Origin of the sequence: Isoptericola sp. NPDC057559 (assembly GCF_042801555.1) — a bacterium.
Classification (GTDB): Bacteria; Actinomycetota; Actinomycetes; order Actinomycetales; family Cellulomonadaceae; genus Isoptericola.
Window position 1 is genome coordinate 1 of the sequence record NZ_JBHVFQ010000027.1, and the last position, 13963, is coordinate 13963.

General features: G+C 75.2%; 14 protein-coding genes. 12 read left to right on the plus strand and 2 right to left on the minus strand.

The genetic code is table 11. The features are described 5' to 3' along the window. Nucleotides 1-1058, minus strand: a 1058-nt coding sequence (locus ACFU5J_RS18505; protein WP_430579699.1) for an FAD-dependent monooxygenase, incomplete at its 3' end; no start/stop codon positions are given. 50 nt (nt 1059-1108) lie between these two features. Here ACFU5J_RS18505 and ACFU5J_RS18510 point away from each other — a divergent pair. The 11 genes from ACFU5J_RS18510 (at nt 1109) to aroB (ending at nt 12754) form a co-directional block, all read left to right on the plus strand. Then, nucleotides 1109-2497, plus strand: a complete 1389-nt coding sequence (locus ACFU5J_RS18510) for a replication-associated recombination protein A (protein ID WP_430575749.1) — start codon at nt 1109-1111, stop codon at nt 2495-2497. A gap of 197 nt (nt 2498-2694) precedes the next feature. Continuing rightward, nucleotides 2695-3321: a 30S ribosomal protein S4 gene (gene rpsD, locus ACFU5J_RS18515; RefSeq protein WP_430575748.1), complete on the plus strand. Its 627-nt coding sequence runs from the start codon at nt 2695-2697 to the stop codon at nt 3319-3321. Nucleotides 3322-3479: 158 nt separating this feature from the next. After that, a complete protein-coding gene (locus ACFU5J_RS18520) occupies nt 3480-3857 on the plus strand; it encodes a DUF948 domain-containing protein (protein WP_430575747.1) in 378 nt (125 codons plus the stop codon). Beyond that, the gene (locus tag ACFU5J_RS18525; protein WP_430575746.1) at nt 3857-4234 is read left to right on the plus strand and encodes a hypothetical protein; all 378 of its coding nucleotides are present in this window, start codon (nt 3857-3859) and stop codon (nt 4232-4234) included. The genes ACFU5J_RS18520 and ACFU5J_RS18525 overlap by 1 nt, the downstream gene beginning before the upstream one ends. Nucleotides 4235-4394: 160 nt before the next feature. Continuing rightward, nucleotides 4395-7094, plus strand: coding sequence for an alanine--tRNA ligase (gene alaS, locus ACFU5J_RS18530; RefSeq protein WP_430579700.1), 2700 nt, complete (start codon nt 4395-4397; stop codon nt 7092-7094). Further along, nucleotides 7091-7639, plus strand: a complete 549-nt coding sequence (gene ruvX, locus ACFU5J_RS18535) for a Holliday junction resolvase RuvX (protein ID WP_430579701.1) — start codon at nt 7091-7093, stop codon at nt 7637-7639. Before alaS ends, ruvX begins: the two co-directional genes overlap by 4 nt. A gap of 60 nt (nt 7640-7699) precedes the next feature. Continuing rightward, nucleotides 7700-8851 (plus strand): endolytic transglycosylase MltG, encoded by a 1152-nt coding sequence (gene mltG, locus ACFU5J_RS18540; protein ID WP_430579702.1) that lies wholly within the window; start codon nt 7700-7702, stop codon nt 8849-8851. A gap of 1 nt (nt 8852) precedes the next feature. Next, complete coding sequence (locus tag ACFU5J_RS18545) at nt 8853-9740, plus strand: shikimate dehydrogenase (RefSeq protein WP_430579703.1); 888 nt, start codon at nt 8853-8855, stop codon at nt 9738-9740. Between the two features lie 43 nt (nt 9741-9783). After that, on the plus strand, nt 9784-11001 hold the full coding sequence (gene aroC / locus ACFU5J_RS18550; RefSeq protein ID WP_430579704.1) for a chorismate synthase: 1218 nt from the start codon (nt 9784-9786) through the stop codon (nt 10999-11001). Continuing rightward, complete coding sequence (locus ACFU5J_RS18555; protein ID WP_430579705.1) at nt 10998-11615, plus strand: shikimate kinase; 618 nt, start codon at nt 10998-11000, stop codon at nt 11613-11615. Before aroC ends, ACFU5J_RS18555 begins: the two co-directional genes overlap by 4 nt. Beyond that, entirely contained in the window at nt 11612-12754 is a 1143-nt protein-coding gene (aroB, locus tag ACFU5J_RS18560; RefSeq protein ID WP_430579706.1) for a 3-dehydroquinate synthase, read from the plus strand. Before ACFU5J_RS18555 ends, aroB begins: the two co-directional genes overlap by 4 nt. On the opposite strand, the gene ACFU5J_RS18565 is transcribed toward aroB, so the two are convergent. Beyond that, entirely contained in the window at nt 12751-13302 is a 552-nt protein-coding gene (locus ACFU5J_RS18565; RefSeq protein WP_430579707.1) for a hypothetical protein, read from the minus strand. The two genes, aroB and ACFU5J_RS18565, sit on opposite strands and share 4 nt — an antisense overlap. On the opposite strand from ACFU5J_RS18565, the gene ACFU5J_RS18570 reads away from it, so the two are divergent. Continuing rightward, complete coding sequence (locus ACFU5J_RS18570) at nt 13301-13957, plus strand: winged helix-turn-helix domain-containing protein (protein ID WP_430579708.1); 657 nt, start codon at nt 13301-13303, stop codon at nt 13955-13957. The two genes, ACFU5J_RS18565 and ACFU5J_RS18570, sit on opposite strands and share 2 nt — an antisense overlap. Nucleotides 13958-13963: the final 6 nt, after the last annotated feature.

Below are 13963 nucleotides of genomic sequence, written 5' to 3' on the forward strand. Positions count from 1 at the left end.
CGCGTGGCCCGGCGCAGCAGGGCGCCGCTGGTGCGCAGCACCTGCGTCCCGACCGGGTACCGCTCGTCGGCGTAGCCGTCGAGCACGTCCGCGTCGGAGCCGCGCACGACGGCCGCGAGGCGCCACGACAGGTTCGCGGCGTCCTGCAGGCCCGTGTTCATGCCGAGGCCGCCTGCCGGGCTGTGGCAGTGGGCGGCGTCGCCCGCCAGCAGGACGCGGTCGGCGCGGTACCGGGTGGCCTGGCGCTCGTCCGCCGCGAACCGGGTCGCGAAGCGCAGCTCGTGCATCCCGAGGTCGTCCCCGAGGGTCGCCCGCGCGACGGCGCGGACCTCGTCCAGGTCGACCGCACGGTCGGTGTCGCCCGGGTCGATCTCCTCGTCCCAGCCGATGAACCGGTACCAGCCGCCGCCGAAGGGCGCGAGGAAGCCCAGCGAGCCGCCCGCGGAGGCGACGGTGAGGACGTCCTGCGGCGGACGGGCCACGCGGACGTCGGCCAGCACCATCGCGCGGATCACCGTCTCGCCGGGGAACGCGACGCCCGCGGCCCGGCGCACCGTCGAGCGCACCCCGTCCGTGCCGGCCACCCACGGCGCGCGCACCGTCGCCGCGCCGTCCGGGCCCGTCGTCGTGAGGGTGACCGCGTCGTCGTCCTGGGCGAGGCCGGTGACCTCCACGTCGTGCCGGAAGCGGGCGCCCGCGGCCTCCGCGCGCCGGCGCAGCAGGCGCTCGACCTCGTACTGCGGGGTGACGAGCACGAACGGGAACCGGCCCGGGAGGGTGTCGAGGCGGACCTCCACCCGCCCGAAGACGCGCAGCGCGCGCACCTCCCGGCCGGTGGTGACGAGCTCGTCGGCCAGGCCGCGCGCGTCGAGGGCCTCGAGGCTGCGCGCGTGCACCGCGAACGCGCGCGTGAGGTTGCTCAGGCCCGCCGGGCGCTTCTCGAGCACGGTCACCCGCGCGCCCGCCACGGCCAGGTCGCCCGCCAGGAGGAGGCCGGTCGGCCCCGCCCCGACGACGACCACGTCCGCGTCCGCCCCGACCTCGCCGTCGACCGCCATGCCTCCACCCTAGGGACGGGAGCGTGGGTGACGCTCCGTAGGCTGGGGGCATGGACCTGTTCGACGCCGCGCTCACCGGCACCCGCGGCACGCCGGCGACCGGGCGCACCGGACCGAGCGCCCCCCTGGCCGTGCGCATGCGGCCCGCCACCCTCGACGAGGTCGCCGGGCAGGGCCACCTCCTGGTGGCGGGCTCGCCGCTGCGCCGGCTCGTGGAGCCCGACGACGAGTCGGCCCGGCGCGCCGCGCCCGGGTCGGTGATCCTCTGGGGCCCCCCGGGCGTGGGCAAGACGACCCTGGCGTACCTGGTCGCGACGTCGTCCGGGCGCCGCTTCGTCGAGCTCTCCGCCGTCACCGCCGGGGTCAAGGAGGTGCGCCAGGTCGTCGAGGACGCGCGGCGTCGCCTCGCCACCGGCGGGGAGGAGACCGTCCTCTTCATCGACGAGGTGCACCGCTTCTCCAAGACCCAGCAGGACGCGCTGCTGCCCAGCGTCGAGAACCGCTGGGTCACGCTCGTGGCCGCCACCACGGAGAACCCGTCGTTCTCGGTGAACTCCCCGCTGCTGAGCCGCTCCCTGCTGCTCACCCTCAAGCCCCTGACCGCGGACGACGTGCGCGCGCTCGTGCGCCGTGCCGTCGCGGACGAGCGCGGCCTCGGCGCCTCCGTCGAGCTCGCCGCCGACGCCGAGGACCAGCTCGTGCGGATGGCGGGCGGCGACGCGCGCAAGGCGCTCACCATCCTCGAGGCGGCCGCCGGCGCCGCGCTCGCCGACGCCGACCCCGGCCGCGCGGCGGACGCCGCCGTCCCCGTCGACCTGGACACCGTCGAGCGCGCCGTCGACGTCGCCGCCGTGCGCTACGACCGCGACGGGGACCAGCACTACGACGTCGTGTCCGCGTTCATCAAGTCAATCCGCGGCTCCGACGTCGACGCCTCCCTGCACTACCTGGCCCGCATGGTCGCCGCGGGGGAGGACCCGCGGTTCATCGCCCGTCGCCTGGTGATCTCCGCGGCGGAGGACGTCGGCATGGCCGACCCGTCCGCCCTGCAGACCGCCGTGGCCGCGGCGCAGGCCGTGCAGCTCATCGGGATGCCCGAGGGGCGCATCGTCCTCGCGGAGGCCGTCGTGCACCTCGCGACCGCGCCCAAGTCGAACGCCGCCTACCTCGGCGTCGACGCGGCGCTCGCGGACGTGCGGGCGGGCAAGGCGGGTGTGGTGCCCCCGCACCTTCGCGACGCGCACTACGCCGGTGCCGACGGGCTCGGGCACGGCAAGGGCTACCGCTACGCGCACGACGCGCCGCACGCCATCGCGGCGCAGCAGTACCTGCCGGACGAGCTCGCGGGGCGGCGCTACTACGCGCCGAGCGACCGCGGCTTCGAGAAGCAGGTCACCGACCGGCTGACGCGGATCCGGCAGATCCTCGACGACGCCTGACCGGTCGGCGGCCCGGGCCCGGAGGATGCGATAAGATACTGCGGTTGCCGATTCCGGCGACCGCCTGGGACCTCGGCCCCGTGAGCACCCCGCCATCGCGCGCAGGGAGTTCCATCGGCTGGTCCCGCACCCGACCTTCCCCCGCGGGGGATGCACGGGTGTGACCTCATCCATCACCGAAGGACAGGAAGCAACCAGTGACCGCTGTCACCAAGTCGCGCCGCCAGGTCCGCCTGAGCCGCAAGCTCGGCCTCGCCCTGACGCCGAAGGCCGTCCGCCACTTCGAGAAGCGCCCTTACCCCCCGGGTGAGCACGGCCGCGCTCGTCGCCGCACCGAGTCGGACTACGCGGTCCGTCTCCGCGAGAAGCAGCGTCTGCGCGCCCAGTACGCGCTGCGCGAGAAGCAGCTCGTCAAGGTCTACGAGACCGCCCGCAAGCACCCGGGCCTGACCGGTGAGGTCATGGTCGAGGACCTCGAGACGCGTCTCGACGCCCTCGTGCTGCGCGCCGGCTTCGGGCGCACCATCCTGCAGGCCCGCCAGGCCGTGACGCACCGTCACATCCTGGTGGACGGCAAGATCGTCGACCGTCCGTCGTTCCGCGTGAAGCCGGGCCAGACCATCCAGGTCAAGCCGAAGTCGCAGGCCACCACGCCGTTCCAGGTCGCCGCTGCCGGCGCCCACCGCGACGTGCTGCCGGCCGTGCCGGGCTACCTCGAGGTCAACCTCGAGAAGCTCTCGGCCACGCTGACCCGCAAGCCGAAGCGCGCCGAGGTCCCCGTGACCTGCGAGGTGCAGCTCGTGGTCGAGTTCTACGCGCGCTGATCTTCCGCGTGCGCTGACCGCGCACCGCAGCCGAGAGTGCTGCAAGCGCTGGACGCCCCGTCTCCCGCCGTCGCGGGGGCGGGGCGTCCGCCGTTTCGGGTGGTCGCCCGGGATAGGGTGACGACCGACCGTCTGACGCCTGTGCGAGGAGAGATCTGATGTCGATGGGTGACGTGGCCGGGCTCATCGCGGCCGTCGCGTTCGTGCTGCTCGTGGGGCTGCTCGCGATCCCGCTGGTGAAGCTGGGGCGCGTGCTCGACGAGGCGACGCGCTCCATCCGCGAGGTCACGGAGCACTCCGTGCCGATCCTCGACGAGGCGGCCACCACGGTGGCCTCGACCAACGACCAGCTGGTCAAGGTGGACACGATCACCACGTCGGCCGCGCAGGTGAGCGAGAACGTGTCGGCGCTGGCCGGCCTGTACGCCTCCACGCTCGGCCGCCCGCTGGTGAAGGTCGCGGCGTTCTCCTACGGCGTGCGGCAGGCGTTCGCGGGCGCGTCCCGCGCGAGCCGTTCGGCGAAGGCCGACCGCTGATGCGCCGGCTGTTCTGGGTCGGCGTCGGCGTCGTCGTGACGGTCGTCGTCGTCCGCCAGGGCCGCAAGCTCGTCCTGCGGTACACGCCGGAGGCCGTCGTCGACCGGGCCGAGCGGGCCGCGCAGGACGCCGGGCAGCGCGCGGAGACGTTCGTCGCGACGTTCCGTCGCGAGTTCACGCAGGCGCGCACCGCCCGCGAGGCCGAGCTCACGGCCGCGCTGCTCGCCGAGGGCCAGCCCGACCCGGACGACGTGCGCGCCAGCGGCCTGAGCGCCGCGGACCTGCGCCGCGGCGCGCCGGGGCACGCCCGGCACGCGGCCGCGGACCCGGACGCCGAGGTCGCCGCCGACGAGGCCGACCTCGGCTACTCGTTCTGACCCGGGCGGGCCGCTCCGCCCCCGTCCGGGAAAATCCCGTTCCGACCATCCGGCGTCGCGCGGGACAATAGGGGACGGCCCGCCCGCGAGGGTGGGCACGGCACCCGCCACCACGACCGTCACCAGCCGTCATCGGCTCGACACACCTTCGAAGGACACCATGCGCACCGCCGAGATCCGCAAGCGTTGGCTCGACTACTTCGAGTCCCAGGGGCACGCCATCGTGCCGAGCGCCCCCCTGGTCTCGCCGGACCCGTCGATCCTGTTCACGATCGCCGGCATGGTGCCGTTCATCCCGTACATCCTCGGCACGGAGCCGGCGCCGTGGCCGCGCGTGGCGAGCGTGCAGAAGTGCATCCGCACCAACGACATCGAGAACGTGGGCCGTACCACGCGGCACGGCACGTTCTTCCAGATGAACGGCAACTTCTCGTTCGGCGACTACTTCAAGCGCGAGGCCATCGACTTCGCGTGGGAGCTGCTCACGTCCGAGCAGGGCAAGGGCGGCTACGGGCTCGACGGCGACCGCCTGTGGGTCACGATCTGGGAGCAGGACACCGAGGCCTACGACGCGCTGACGAAGGGCGTCGGGCTGGACCCGAAGCACGTGGTGCGCCTGCCGCGCGAGGAGAACTTCTGGGACACGGGCCAGCCCGGCCCCGCCGGCCCGTGCGCGGAGTGGCACTACGACCGCGGCCCGGCGTACGGCCCCGACGCCGTGGGCGGCACGGTGGACCCGGGCGGCGACCGCTACCTGGAGATCTGGAACCTCGTCTTCGACGAGTTCGTGCGCGGCGAGGGCCAGGGCAAGAACTACCCGCTGCTGGGCGAGCTCGACCACAAGAGCATCGACACGGGTGCGGGTCTCGAGCGCATCGCGTACCTGCTGCAGGGCAAGGAGAACCTCTACGAGATCGACGAGGTGTTCCCCGTCATCACCCGCGTGGAGGAGCTGACCGGCAAGCGGTACGGCGCCGACGCCGAGGACGACGTGCGGATGCGGGTGATCGCGGACCACGTGCGGTCGTCCCTCATGGTGATCGGCGACGGCGTGCGGCCCTCGAACGAGGGCCGCGGCTACGTGCTGCGCCGCCTCATCCGCCGCGCCGTGCGTGCGGTGCGACTGCTCGGGGTCGACGAGGTCGCGCTGCCCTCGCTGCTGCCGGTGTCGAAGGACGCCATGAAGGCCTCCTACCCGGAGCTGGAGGCGGAGTTCGGCCGCATCAGCGACGTCGCGTACGCCGAGGAGGACGCCTTCCGCCGCACCCTGGCGCAGGGCACGACCATCCTCGACACGGCCGTGGGCCGCGCGAAGCGGTCCGCCGACGGCACCACCCCGGTGCTCGGCGGCGCCGAGGCGTTCCAGCTGCATGACACGTACGGCTTCCCGATCGACCTCACGCTCGAGATGGCGGCCGAGCAGGGCGTCCAGGTCGACGAGAAGGCGTTCCGCGACCTCATGGCGGAGCAGAAGCAGCGCGCCCGCGCGGACGCGCTCGCCAAGAAGACGGGGCACGCGGACCTGCGCTCGTACGAGACCCTGAACAAGGAGCTCGTCGCGCCGGTCGAGTTCCTCGGTTACACGGACACCGAGGCGTCGGTGACCGTCGCCGGCCTGCTGGTGGGCGGCGTGCCCGCGCCCGCCGCGTCCGCCCCCGCCGACGTCGAGGTCGTCCTCGACCGCACGCCGTTCTACGCCGAGGCCGGTGGCCAGCTCGCCGACCAGGGCACGATCGTGCTCGACGGCGGCGCGACCATCGAGGTCGACGACGTGCAGCGCCCCGTCAAGGGCCTGTCGGTGCACCGTGGCCGCCTGGTCGAGGGCACGGTCGCGCTCGGCGACCCGGGCCTCGCGACGATCGACGTGTCGCGCCGGGTCGCGATCAGCCGCGCCCACTCGGCCACGCACATGATCCACAAGGCGCTGCACGAGATGGTGGGGCCGGACCGCACCCAGGCCGGGTCGGAGAACGCCCCGAGCCGCGTGCGCTTCGACTTCCGGTCCCCGACGCCGGTGGCGGCGGACGCCCTCGGCGAGATCGAGGAGCGGGTGAACGCGCGCCTGACCGAGAACCTCGAGGTCACCGACGCGACGATGCCGATCGACCGCGCCCGCGAGCTGGGCGCCATGGCGCTGTTCGGCGAGAAGTACGGCGACACGGTGCGCGTGGTGTCCATCGGCGGCGACTGGTCGCGCGAGCTGTGCGGCGGCACGCACGTGAAGGCCACCGGTGAGGTGGGCCGCGTCGCGCTGCTCGGCGAGGCGTCCATCGGCTCCGGCGTGCGGCGCGTGGACGCGCTGGTCGGCGACGGAGCGTACGGCTTCCAGGCCAAGGAGCACGCCCTGGTGGGCCAGCTCACGGGCCTGCTGGGCGCGCGCCCGGACGAGCTGACCGACCGGGTCGGCTCGCTCCTGACCCGGCTCAAGGAGACGGAGAAGGAGCTGGCCGGGCTGCGCCAGGACCGCCTGCTCGCCGCCGCCGGCACGCTGGCCGCGCAGGCGGAGCGCGTGGGCGAGGTCCGCGTGGTCGCGCACGACGCCGGCGAGGTGGCGTCGGCGGACGACCTGCGCGCGCTCGCCCTCGACGTGCGCGGCCGGCTGGGCGACGCCGAGCCGGCGCTCGTCGCCGTGGGCGGCGTCGCGGGCGGGCGCCCCCTGGTGGTCGTCGCCACGAACGCGGGCGCCCGCGAGGCGGGCCTGCGTGCCGGCGACTTCGTCAAGGCCGCGGCCACGGCGCTTGGCGGCGGGGGCGGCGGCAAGCCGGACCTGGCCCAGGGCGGCGGCACCAACGCGGCGGCCCTGTCCGGCGCGCTCGCCGGCGTGTCCGAGGGCGTCCGCGCGGCCCAGGCCACCGCGTGACCGTTCCGGCCTCGCCCGGGCAGGACGCGCCCCGCGGGCTCCCGCGGGGCGCGCGCCTCGGCGTCGACGTCGGCAAGGCCCGGATCGGCCTGGCCGCCAGCGACCCCGACGGGCTGGTCGCGACCCCCGTCGAGACCGTGCCGCGGGTGCTGGACGTGCCGCGCGACGCCGCCGGCGCGCCCGTGACGACGGCCGACGTCGCCCGGATCGCCGCGGAGGCCGAGGACCGGTTCGCGGCGGTCGTGTACGTGGGGCTGCCCCGGCACCTCTCGGGCGCGGAGGGCGCCGCGACCGCCGACGCGCGCGAGTTCGCGGGCCGGCTCGCCGCCGCCGTCGCGCCCGTGGAGGTGCGGCTGGTGGACGAGCGGATGACCACGGTGACGGCGCACGCGCAGCTGCGTTCGGCCGGGCGACGCACCAAGACACACCGGTCTGTCGTCGACCAGGCCGCAGCCGTTATCATTCTGCAATCTGCACTCGACGCGGAGCGGACGGCCGGGGGGCGTACCGGGGAGCTCGTCGAGCTGCGGACGCCGGGCGCCTGACCTGCCCGGACAGCAGACCATCGTGCCCTTCCCAGGCCCCGTCAGAAAGAAGCGCCAGGCGTGACCGACCTCTTCGAGCACCCCGCCCTGCAGGAGGCGCCCGCGGCACCCACGCGGCGCCGCTCGGCCGCCGGCAGGCGGGCCGCCGCCAAGCGCAAGCGCCGCCGTCGCCAGCGCACCGCGGTGATCCTCGTGATCGTGCTCGCGTTCGTGGGCGCCGGCGCCTACCTGCTCTGGGACCGGATGGACTCCCTCGTGGGCGACCTCCCCTTCATCGGGTCGCAGAACGAGGACTACCCCGGTCCGGGCGGCGATCCGGTCGAGGTCGTCATCCCCGAGGGCGCCACGGGCGGCAAGATGGGCGCCGTCCTGTTCGACGCGGGCGTCGTGGCCAGCGCCGGCGCCTTCAGCGACGCGTTCAGCCAGAACCCGGCCGCCGCCGGCATCCAGCCGGGCACCTACCAGCTGCAGGCCGAGATGAAGGCGTCCGACGCCGTCGCCGCGCTGGTGAAGAACGAGAAGCTGCAGACCAACGTGACCATCCCCGAGGGGTACACGGTCGACCAGATCGTGAAGCGCGTCGCCTCCGTCACCACGATCACCGAGGACGAGCTCGACAAGGCGCTGAAGTCTCCGAAGTCGATCGGGCTGCCCAAGCAGGCCGACGGCAACGCCGAGGGCTGGCTGTTCCCGAAGACGTACACCGTCCAGCCGGGCGACGACGCCACGACGCTGCTGTCGAGCATGGTGAAGCAGACGAGCAAGGAGCTCGAGCAGGCCGGCGTCGACAAGGCCGACTGGGAGTCCACCCTCATCAAGGCGTCGCTCGTCGAGCGCGAGGCGAAGCACGACGAGGACCGCCCGAAGATGGCCCGGGCGATCGAGAACCGTCTGGACCAGGGCGTGGCGCTCGGCATCGACGCGTCCACGGCCTACGGGCTCGGGAAGCCGGGGACCCAGCTGACCCGCGACGACAACTACGACCTCGACAACCCGTACTCGCTCTACGCCCGCACGGGCCTTCCGCCGACGCCGATCGCCAACCCGGGCGCCGCATCGATCGAGGCCGTCGGTCATCCCGCGGACGGCGACTGGCTGTTCTGGGTGACCGTGAACCTCGACACGGGCGAGACGAAGTTCGCCGAGACGAACCTCGAGCACGAGAAGAACGTGGCCGAGCTGCGCAAGTGGGAGAAGGAGAACGGCTACTGACATGGCCGTCTCCCGACGTGCGGCGGTGCTGGGCCACCCCGTCGCGCACTCGCTGTCGCCCGTGCTGCACACCGCCGCCTACGACGCCCTCGGCCTGGAGGGCTGGGAGTACACCGCGATCGACACGACGGTGGACGACCTGCCGGCGCTGGTGCGCGGGCTGGACCTGGGCTGGGCGGGCCTGAGCGTCACGATGCCGCTCAAGCACGCGATCATCGGCCTGGTCGACCACGTGGACCCGCTCGCGGTCGCCGTGGGCGCGGTGAACACCGTGCTGGTCGGGCCGGCGCGGTGCGGCGTGACGCTCACCGGCACCAACACCGACGTGTACGGCCTCGTCACGGCGCTCCGCGAGGGCTTCGCGGCCCAGGGTCGTGGCTCCGGCGCGGGTGCCGCGAGCGCCGTCGTCCTCGGCGGCGGGGCGACGGCGGCGTCCACGCTGGCGGCACTCGGCGAGCTCGGCTGCACGTCCCCGCGGGTGCTGGTGCGCTCGCTCGGCCGCTCGGCGGCGCTGCAGGAGGCGGCCGCCCGGATGGGTGTGACCCCGCGCTTCGAGGTGCTGGGCGCGACGGCGTCGCTCGGCGCCCTGCGCGAGGCGGACGTCGTCGTCTCGACCATGCCGGCCTACGCGGCCGACCCGGTCGCGGCCGCGCTCTCCGCCCAGGGCGGCGCGCCGTCGGGCGTGCTGCTCGACGTCGTCTACGACCCCCGGCCCACCGCCCTGGCCGCGGCCTGGGCCGCCGCGGGCGGCACCGTGGTCGGCGGCGAGCGGATGCTGCTGCACCAGGCGGCGGAGCAGGTGCGCCTCATGACGGGCCGCACCGCCCCGGTCGGCGCGATGGACGCCGCCCTCGCGGGGGCGCTGTCCGCGCCCGCGTCCGCTCCCTGACCACCGGACCGACCCCTGCCGCGGGCGTGGAAGAATCGCAGGCATGCTGCGCTGGATGACGTCGGGGGAGTCGCACGGTCCGTCACTCGTCGGGGTGCTGGAGGGTCTGCCGGCGGGTGTCGAGCTCGTCACCGCGGACATCCAGGCGGCCCTGGCGCGTCGGCGGCTCGGGTACGGCCGCGGCGCCCGCATGAAGTTCGAGCAGGACGAGGTCCGCGTGCTCGGCGGGCTGCGCCACGGCATCAGCCAGGGCGGGCCGCTCGCGTTCGAGATCGGCAACACCGAGTGGCCCAAGTGGACCGACGTGATGTCGCCCGACCCGGTGGCGCGCGAGGCCCTCATGGTGGACGCGGGCACGGGTGACGAGCGCGAGATCGCGCGCAACCGACCCCTGACGCGCCCGCGACCGGGCCACGCGGACCTGGTCGGGATGCGCAAGTACGGCTTCGACGACGCCCGCCCCGTGCTGGAGCGCGCCAGCGCCCGCGAGACCGCGACCCGCGTCGCGCTCGGCGTCGTCGCGGCGAGGTTCCTGGAGCAGGCGGTCGGGGTGCGCCTCGTGTCGCACGTCGTGGCGATCGGCCCCGTCGAGGTGCCCGAGGGCGCCGAGCTGCCCGCGCCGGGCGACGTCGCCGCGCTGGACGCCGACCCCGTGCGCTGCTTCGACGCCACGACGAGCGCGGCGATGGTGGCCGAGATCGACGAGTGCCGCAAGGACGGCGACACGCTCGGCGGCGTCGTCGAGGTGCTGGCCTACGACGTGCCCACCGGCCTCGGCAGCTACGTGCAGGGCGACCGCCGCCTCGACGCGCGGCTCGCGGGGACGCTCATGGGCATCCAGGCGATCAAGGGTGTCGAGGTCGGGGACGGCTTCCGCACCGCGCGCCGCCGCGGCTCCGCCGCCCACGACGAGATCGAGCGCGGCGACGACGGACACATCCACCGCCGCTCCAACCGCGCCGGCGGCATCGAGGGCGGCATGTCCAACGGCGAGGTCCTGCGGGTGCGCGCCGCGATGAAGCCCATCTCGACGGTGCCGCGCGCGCTCGCCACGGTCGACGTCGCCACGGGGGAGGCCGTCACGGCCCACCACCAGCGCTCCGACGTCTGCGCCGTCCCGCCCGCGGCCGTGGTCGCCGAGGCGATGGTCGCGCTCGAGTTGGCTCAGGCCGTCGTCGAGAAGTTCGGCGGGGACTCGGTCGCCGAGGTGCGGCGCAACGCCGAGGCGTACCTCGCCTCGATCCCCGAGCTGCTGCGATGAGCGCGGGGGTGCCTCGCGCGGTCCTCATCGGCCCGCCCGGGAGCGGCAAGACCACGATCGGCCGGCTGCTCGCGCAGCGCCTGGGGGTCGCGTTCCGCGACACCGACGCGGACGTCGAGGAGGCCGCGGGCAAGCCCGTCGCGGAGATCTTCGTCGACGACGGCGAGCCGCACTTCCGCGACCTGGAGCGCGAGGCCGTCACGACCGCGCTCGCCTGCCACCCGGGCGTCCTCGCGCTCGGGGGCGGCGCCGTCATGGACGAGCACACCCGGAGCGCCCTCGAGGGGTACGCCGCGGGCGGCGGCGTGGTCGTCTTCCTCGACGTCGCGCTCGCGCACGCCGCGCCCCGCGTCGGCTTCAACCAGTCCCGCCCGCTGCTCGTCGGCAACCCCCGCGCGCGGTGGGTCGAGCTGATGCAGCTGCGGCGCCCGACGTACGAGCGGCTCGCCACCGTGCACGTCGTCTCGGACGACCGGCCCCCGCAGGAGGTCGCCGCGCAGGTGCTCGCGGGCGTCACCGGCGCCGCCGGGCAGGAACCGGCCCCCGAGCCCCACCCCGCACCCGCACCGCAGCGCCCGTCCGAGGGCGCACCAGCACAGGAGGTCCAGTCATGACGGTCCGCGTGACCGTGCAGGGCGCCCAGCCCTACGCCGTCGTCGTCGGGCGACACCTGCTCGGCGAGCTGCCGACGATGCTCGGCGGCGGGGTCCGCCGGGTGCTCGTCATGCACCCGGCGTCCCTGCAGGCCACCGGCGACGCGGTCCGCGAGGACCTCGTGGCGCAGGGCTACGAGGCGTTCGCCGTCGAGCTGCCGGACGCCGAGGAGCAGAAGACGGCGCAGGTCGCCGCGTTCTGCTGGCAGGTGCTGGGCCAGGCCGACTTCACGCGGTCCGACGCGATCGTCTCGGTGGGCGGCGGCGCGACGACGGACCTCGCCGGGTTCGTCGCCGCCACCTGGCTGCGGGGCATCAAGGTCGTGCACGTGCCCACCACGCTGCTCGCGATGGTGGACGCGGCCGTCGGCGGCAAGACCGGCATCAACACCGCCGAGGGCAAGAACCTCGTGGGCGCGTTCCACCCGCCGGCCGGGGTGCTCTGCGACCTGGCGGCCCTCGAGTCCCTCGACAGGTGGGACCTCGTGGCGGGCATGGCGGAGGTCGTCAAGACCGGCTTCATCGCCGACCCGCGGATCCTCGAGCTCGTCGAGGAGCACGCCGACGCGCTGCGCGAGTGGAAGGGCGCGGACGCCACCGAGGAGACCTGGGCGGTGCTCGCCGAGCTCATCGAGCGGTCGGTGCGCGTCAAGGCCCGCGTGGTGGGGGAGGACCTCACCGAGCAGGGCCTGCGCGAGATCCTCAACTACGGCCACACCCTGGGCCACGCCGTCGAGCTCACCGAGCGCTACCAGTGGCGGCACGGCGCGGCCGTCGCGGTCGGCATGGTCTTCGCCGCCGAGCTCGCCCGCCTGGGCGGCAAGCTCGACGACGCCGTCGTCGACCGGCACCGGGCGATCCTCACCTCGCTGGGCCTGCCCACGACCTACCGCGGGGACCGCTGGGACAAGCTCCTCGCGGCGATGCAGCGGGACAAGAAGACGCGGGGGAACCTGCTGCGGTTCGTCGTGCTGGACGACGTCGCGAAGCCGACGCGCCTCGAGGGCCCGGACCCGACGCTTCTCGCCGCCGCCTACGCGGAGGTGTCGAAGGAGCCGCCGACGGGCCGCCCGGGCGTGACGGTACAGCTGGGGCTCTAGCCCGCGCGGCGCGCGGCCTCGCCCGCGGCGCGGTCGGCGTCCCACGCGCGCACGACCTCCCGGCACGCCGGGAGGTCGTCGTCCGCGACCAGCAGGACGAGGTTGCCGTCGTGGTCGCTGTAGAGGTGCCGCACCGTGACGCCGGCGGCACCGAGGCGCCGGGCGAAGGCGCCCATCTGCCCGGGCACGTCCTGGGCCAGCCGCGTCGTCACGACGTCGCGGGCGACGGCGGCACCGAGCCCCGTGCCCGCGAGCGCCGCCAGCGCCCCGGGACCGTCGTCGACGAGGAAGTGCGCCACGGCACGGCCGCCCACGGTGGTGACGCCGCCGCCCTCCAGGCTGACTCCGGCGTCACCGAGCGCCTCGCCGAGCACCGCCAGGGCGTCGGGCCGGTCGGGCAGGACGACCTCGAGGTCCTGCGGGGCGAGGTCGCGCGGGGCGGGGCGGGGCGGCGGTATGGACCGGCGCACCGGCAGGGACCGCGACTTCACCGGCGTGGGCAGGTCGCTCGCCGCGCCGGCGCGGTCGGTGATGGTCGGCCTGCTCATGGACGGCACGGCCCGGCCGGCGGGCGAGCTGGCCCGTGCGGCCGGCGTGGGGGCGCCCGCGGCCTCCGAGCACCTGGCCGTGCTCGTCGACGCGGGGCTGGTCGTGAGCCGGGCGCAGGGCAGGCACCGCTACTACGCCCTCGCCGGTCCGCACGTGGCGGACGCGCTCGAGGCGCTCGGCGCCCTGGCGGCCCCCGCCCCGGTGGCGGGGTACCGACGCAGCCGGGAGGCGGAGCGCCTCGCGGGCGCCCGGTTCTGCTACGACCACCTCGCGGGCCGGCTCGGCGTGGGCCTCGCGGAGGCCTGGGTGGGCGCGGGATGGCTGGCCGACCCCGAGGTCCTCGCGCTCACCGACGCGGGGGCCGACGGCCTCCGGCGCCTCGGGGTGGACGTCGACGGCGCGGTGGCCGCCCGGCGGCCGACGACGCGGGCCTGCCTCGACTGGACCGAACGGCGGGTGCACCTGGCCGGCGCGCTCGGCGCGGCCGTCGGCGCGCGGTTCGTCGACGCGGGGTGGGTGGCACCCTCGGGCGGGCGGGGGCTGCGGCTCACGGGCGACGGGCGGGACCTGGTGCGCGACGCGTGGGGCGTCGACCTCGCGCGGGACGAGGCGGCGGACGTCGCGCCGGCGGGCGCCGGGCCCGGCCGCGCCTGACGAGCC

What these genes read in the sequence shown, in the direction of transcription:
- ACFU5J_RS18565 (WP_430579707.1), bottom strand. Translation starts at nt 13,302, where the DNA reads ATGAGCAGGCCGACCATCACCGACCGCGCCGGCGCGGCGAGCGACCTG.
- ACFU5J_RS18510 (WP_430575749.1), top strand. Translation starts at nt 1,109, where the DNA reads ATGGACCTGTTCGACGCCGCGCTCACCGGCACCCGCGGCACGCCGGCG.
- ACFU5J_RS18525 (WP_430575746.1), top strand. Translation starts at nt 3,857, where the DNA reads ATGCGCCGGCTGTTCTGGGTCGGCGTCGGCGTCGTCGTGACGGTCGTC.
- alaS (WP_430579700.1), top strand. Translation starts at nt 4,395, where the DNA reads ATGCGCACCGCCGAGATCCGCAAGCGTTGGCTCGACTACTTCGAGTCC.
- ACFU5J_RS18545 (WP_430579703.1), top strand. Translation starts at nt 8,853, where the DNA reads ATGGCCGTCTCCCGACGTGCGGCGGTGCTGGGCCACCCCGTCGCGCAC.
- aroC (WP_430579704.1), top strand. Translation starts at nt 9,784, where the DNA reads ATGCTGCGCTGGATGACGTCGGGGGAGTCGCACGGTCCGTCACTCGTC.
- ACFU5J_RS18520 (WP_430575747.1), top strand. Translation starts at nt 3,480, where the DNA reads ATGTCGATGGGTGACGTGGCCGGGCTCATCGCGGCCGTCGCGTTCGTG.
- ACFU5J_RS18570 (WP_430579708.1), top strand. Translation starts at nt 13,301, where the DNA reads ATGGACGGCACGGCCCGGCCGGCGGGCGAGCTGGCCCGTGCGGCCGGC.
- ACFU5J_RS18555 (WP_430579705.1), top strand. Translation starts at nt 10,998, where the DNA reads ATGAGCGCGGGGGTGCCTCGCGCGGTCCTCATCGGCCCGCCCGGGAGC.
- aroB (WP_430579706.1), top strand. Translation starts at nt 11,612, where the DNA reads ATGACGGTCCGCGTGACCGTGCAGGGCGCCCAGCCCTACGCCGTCGTC.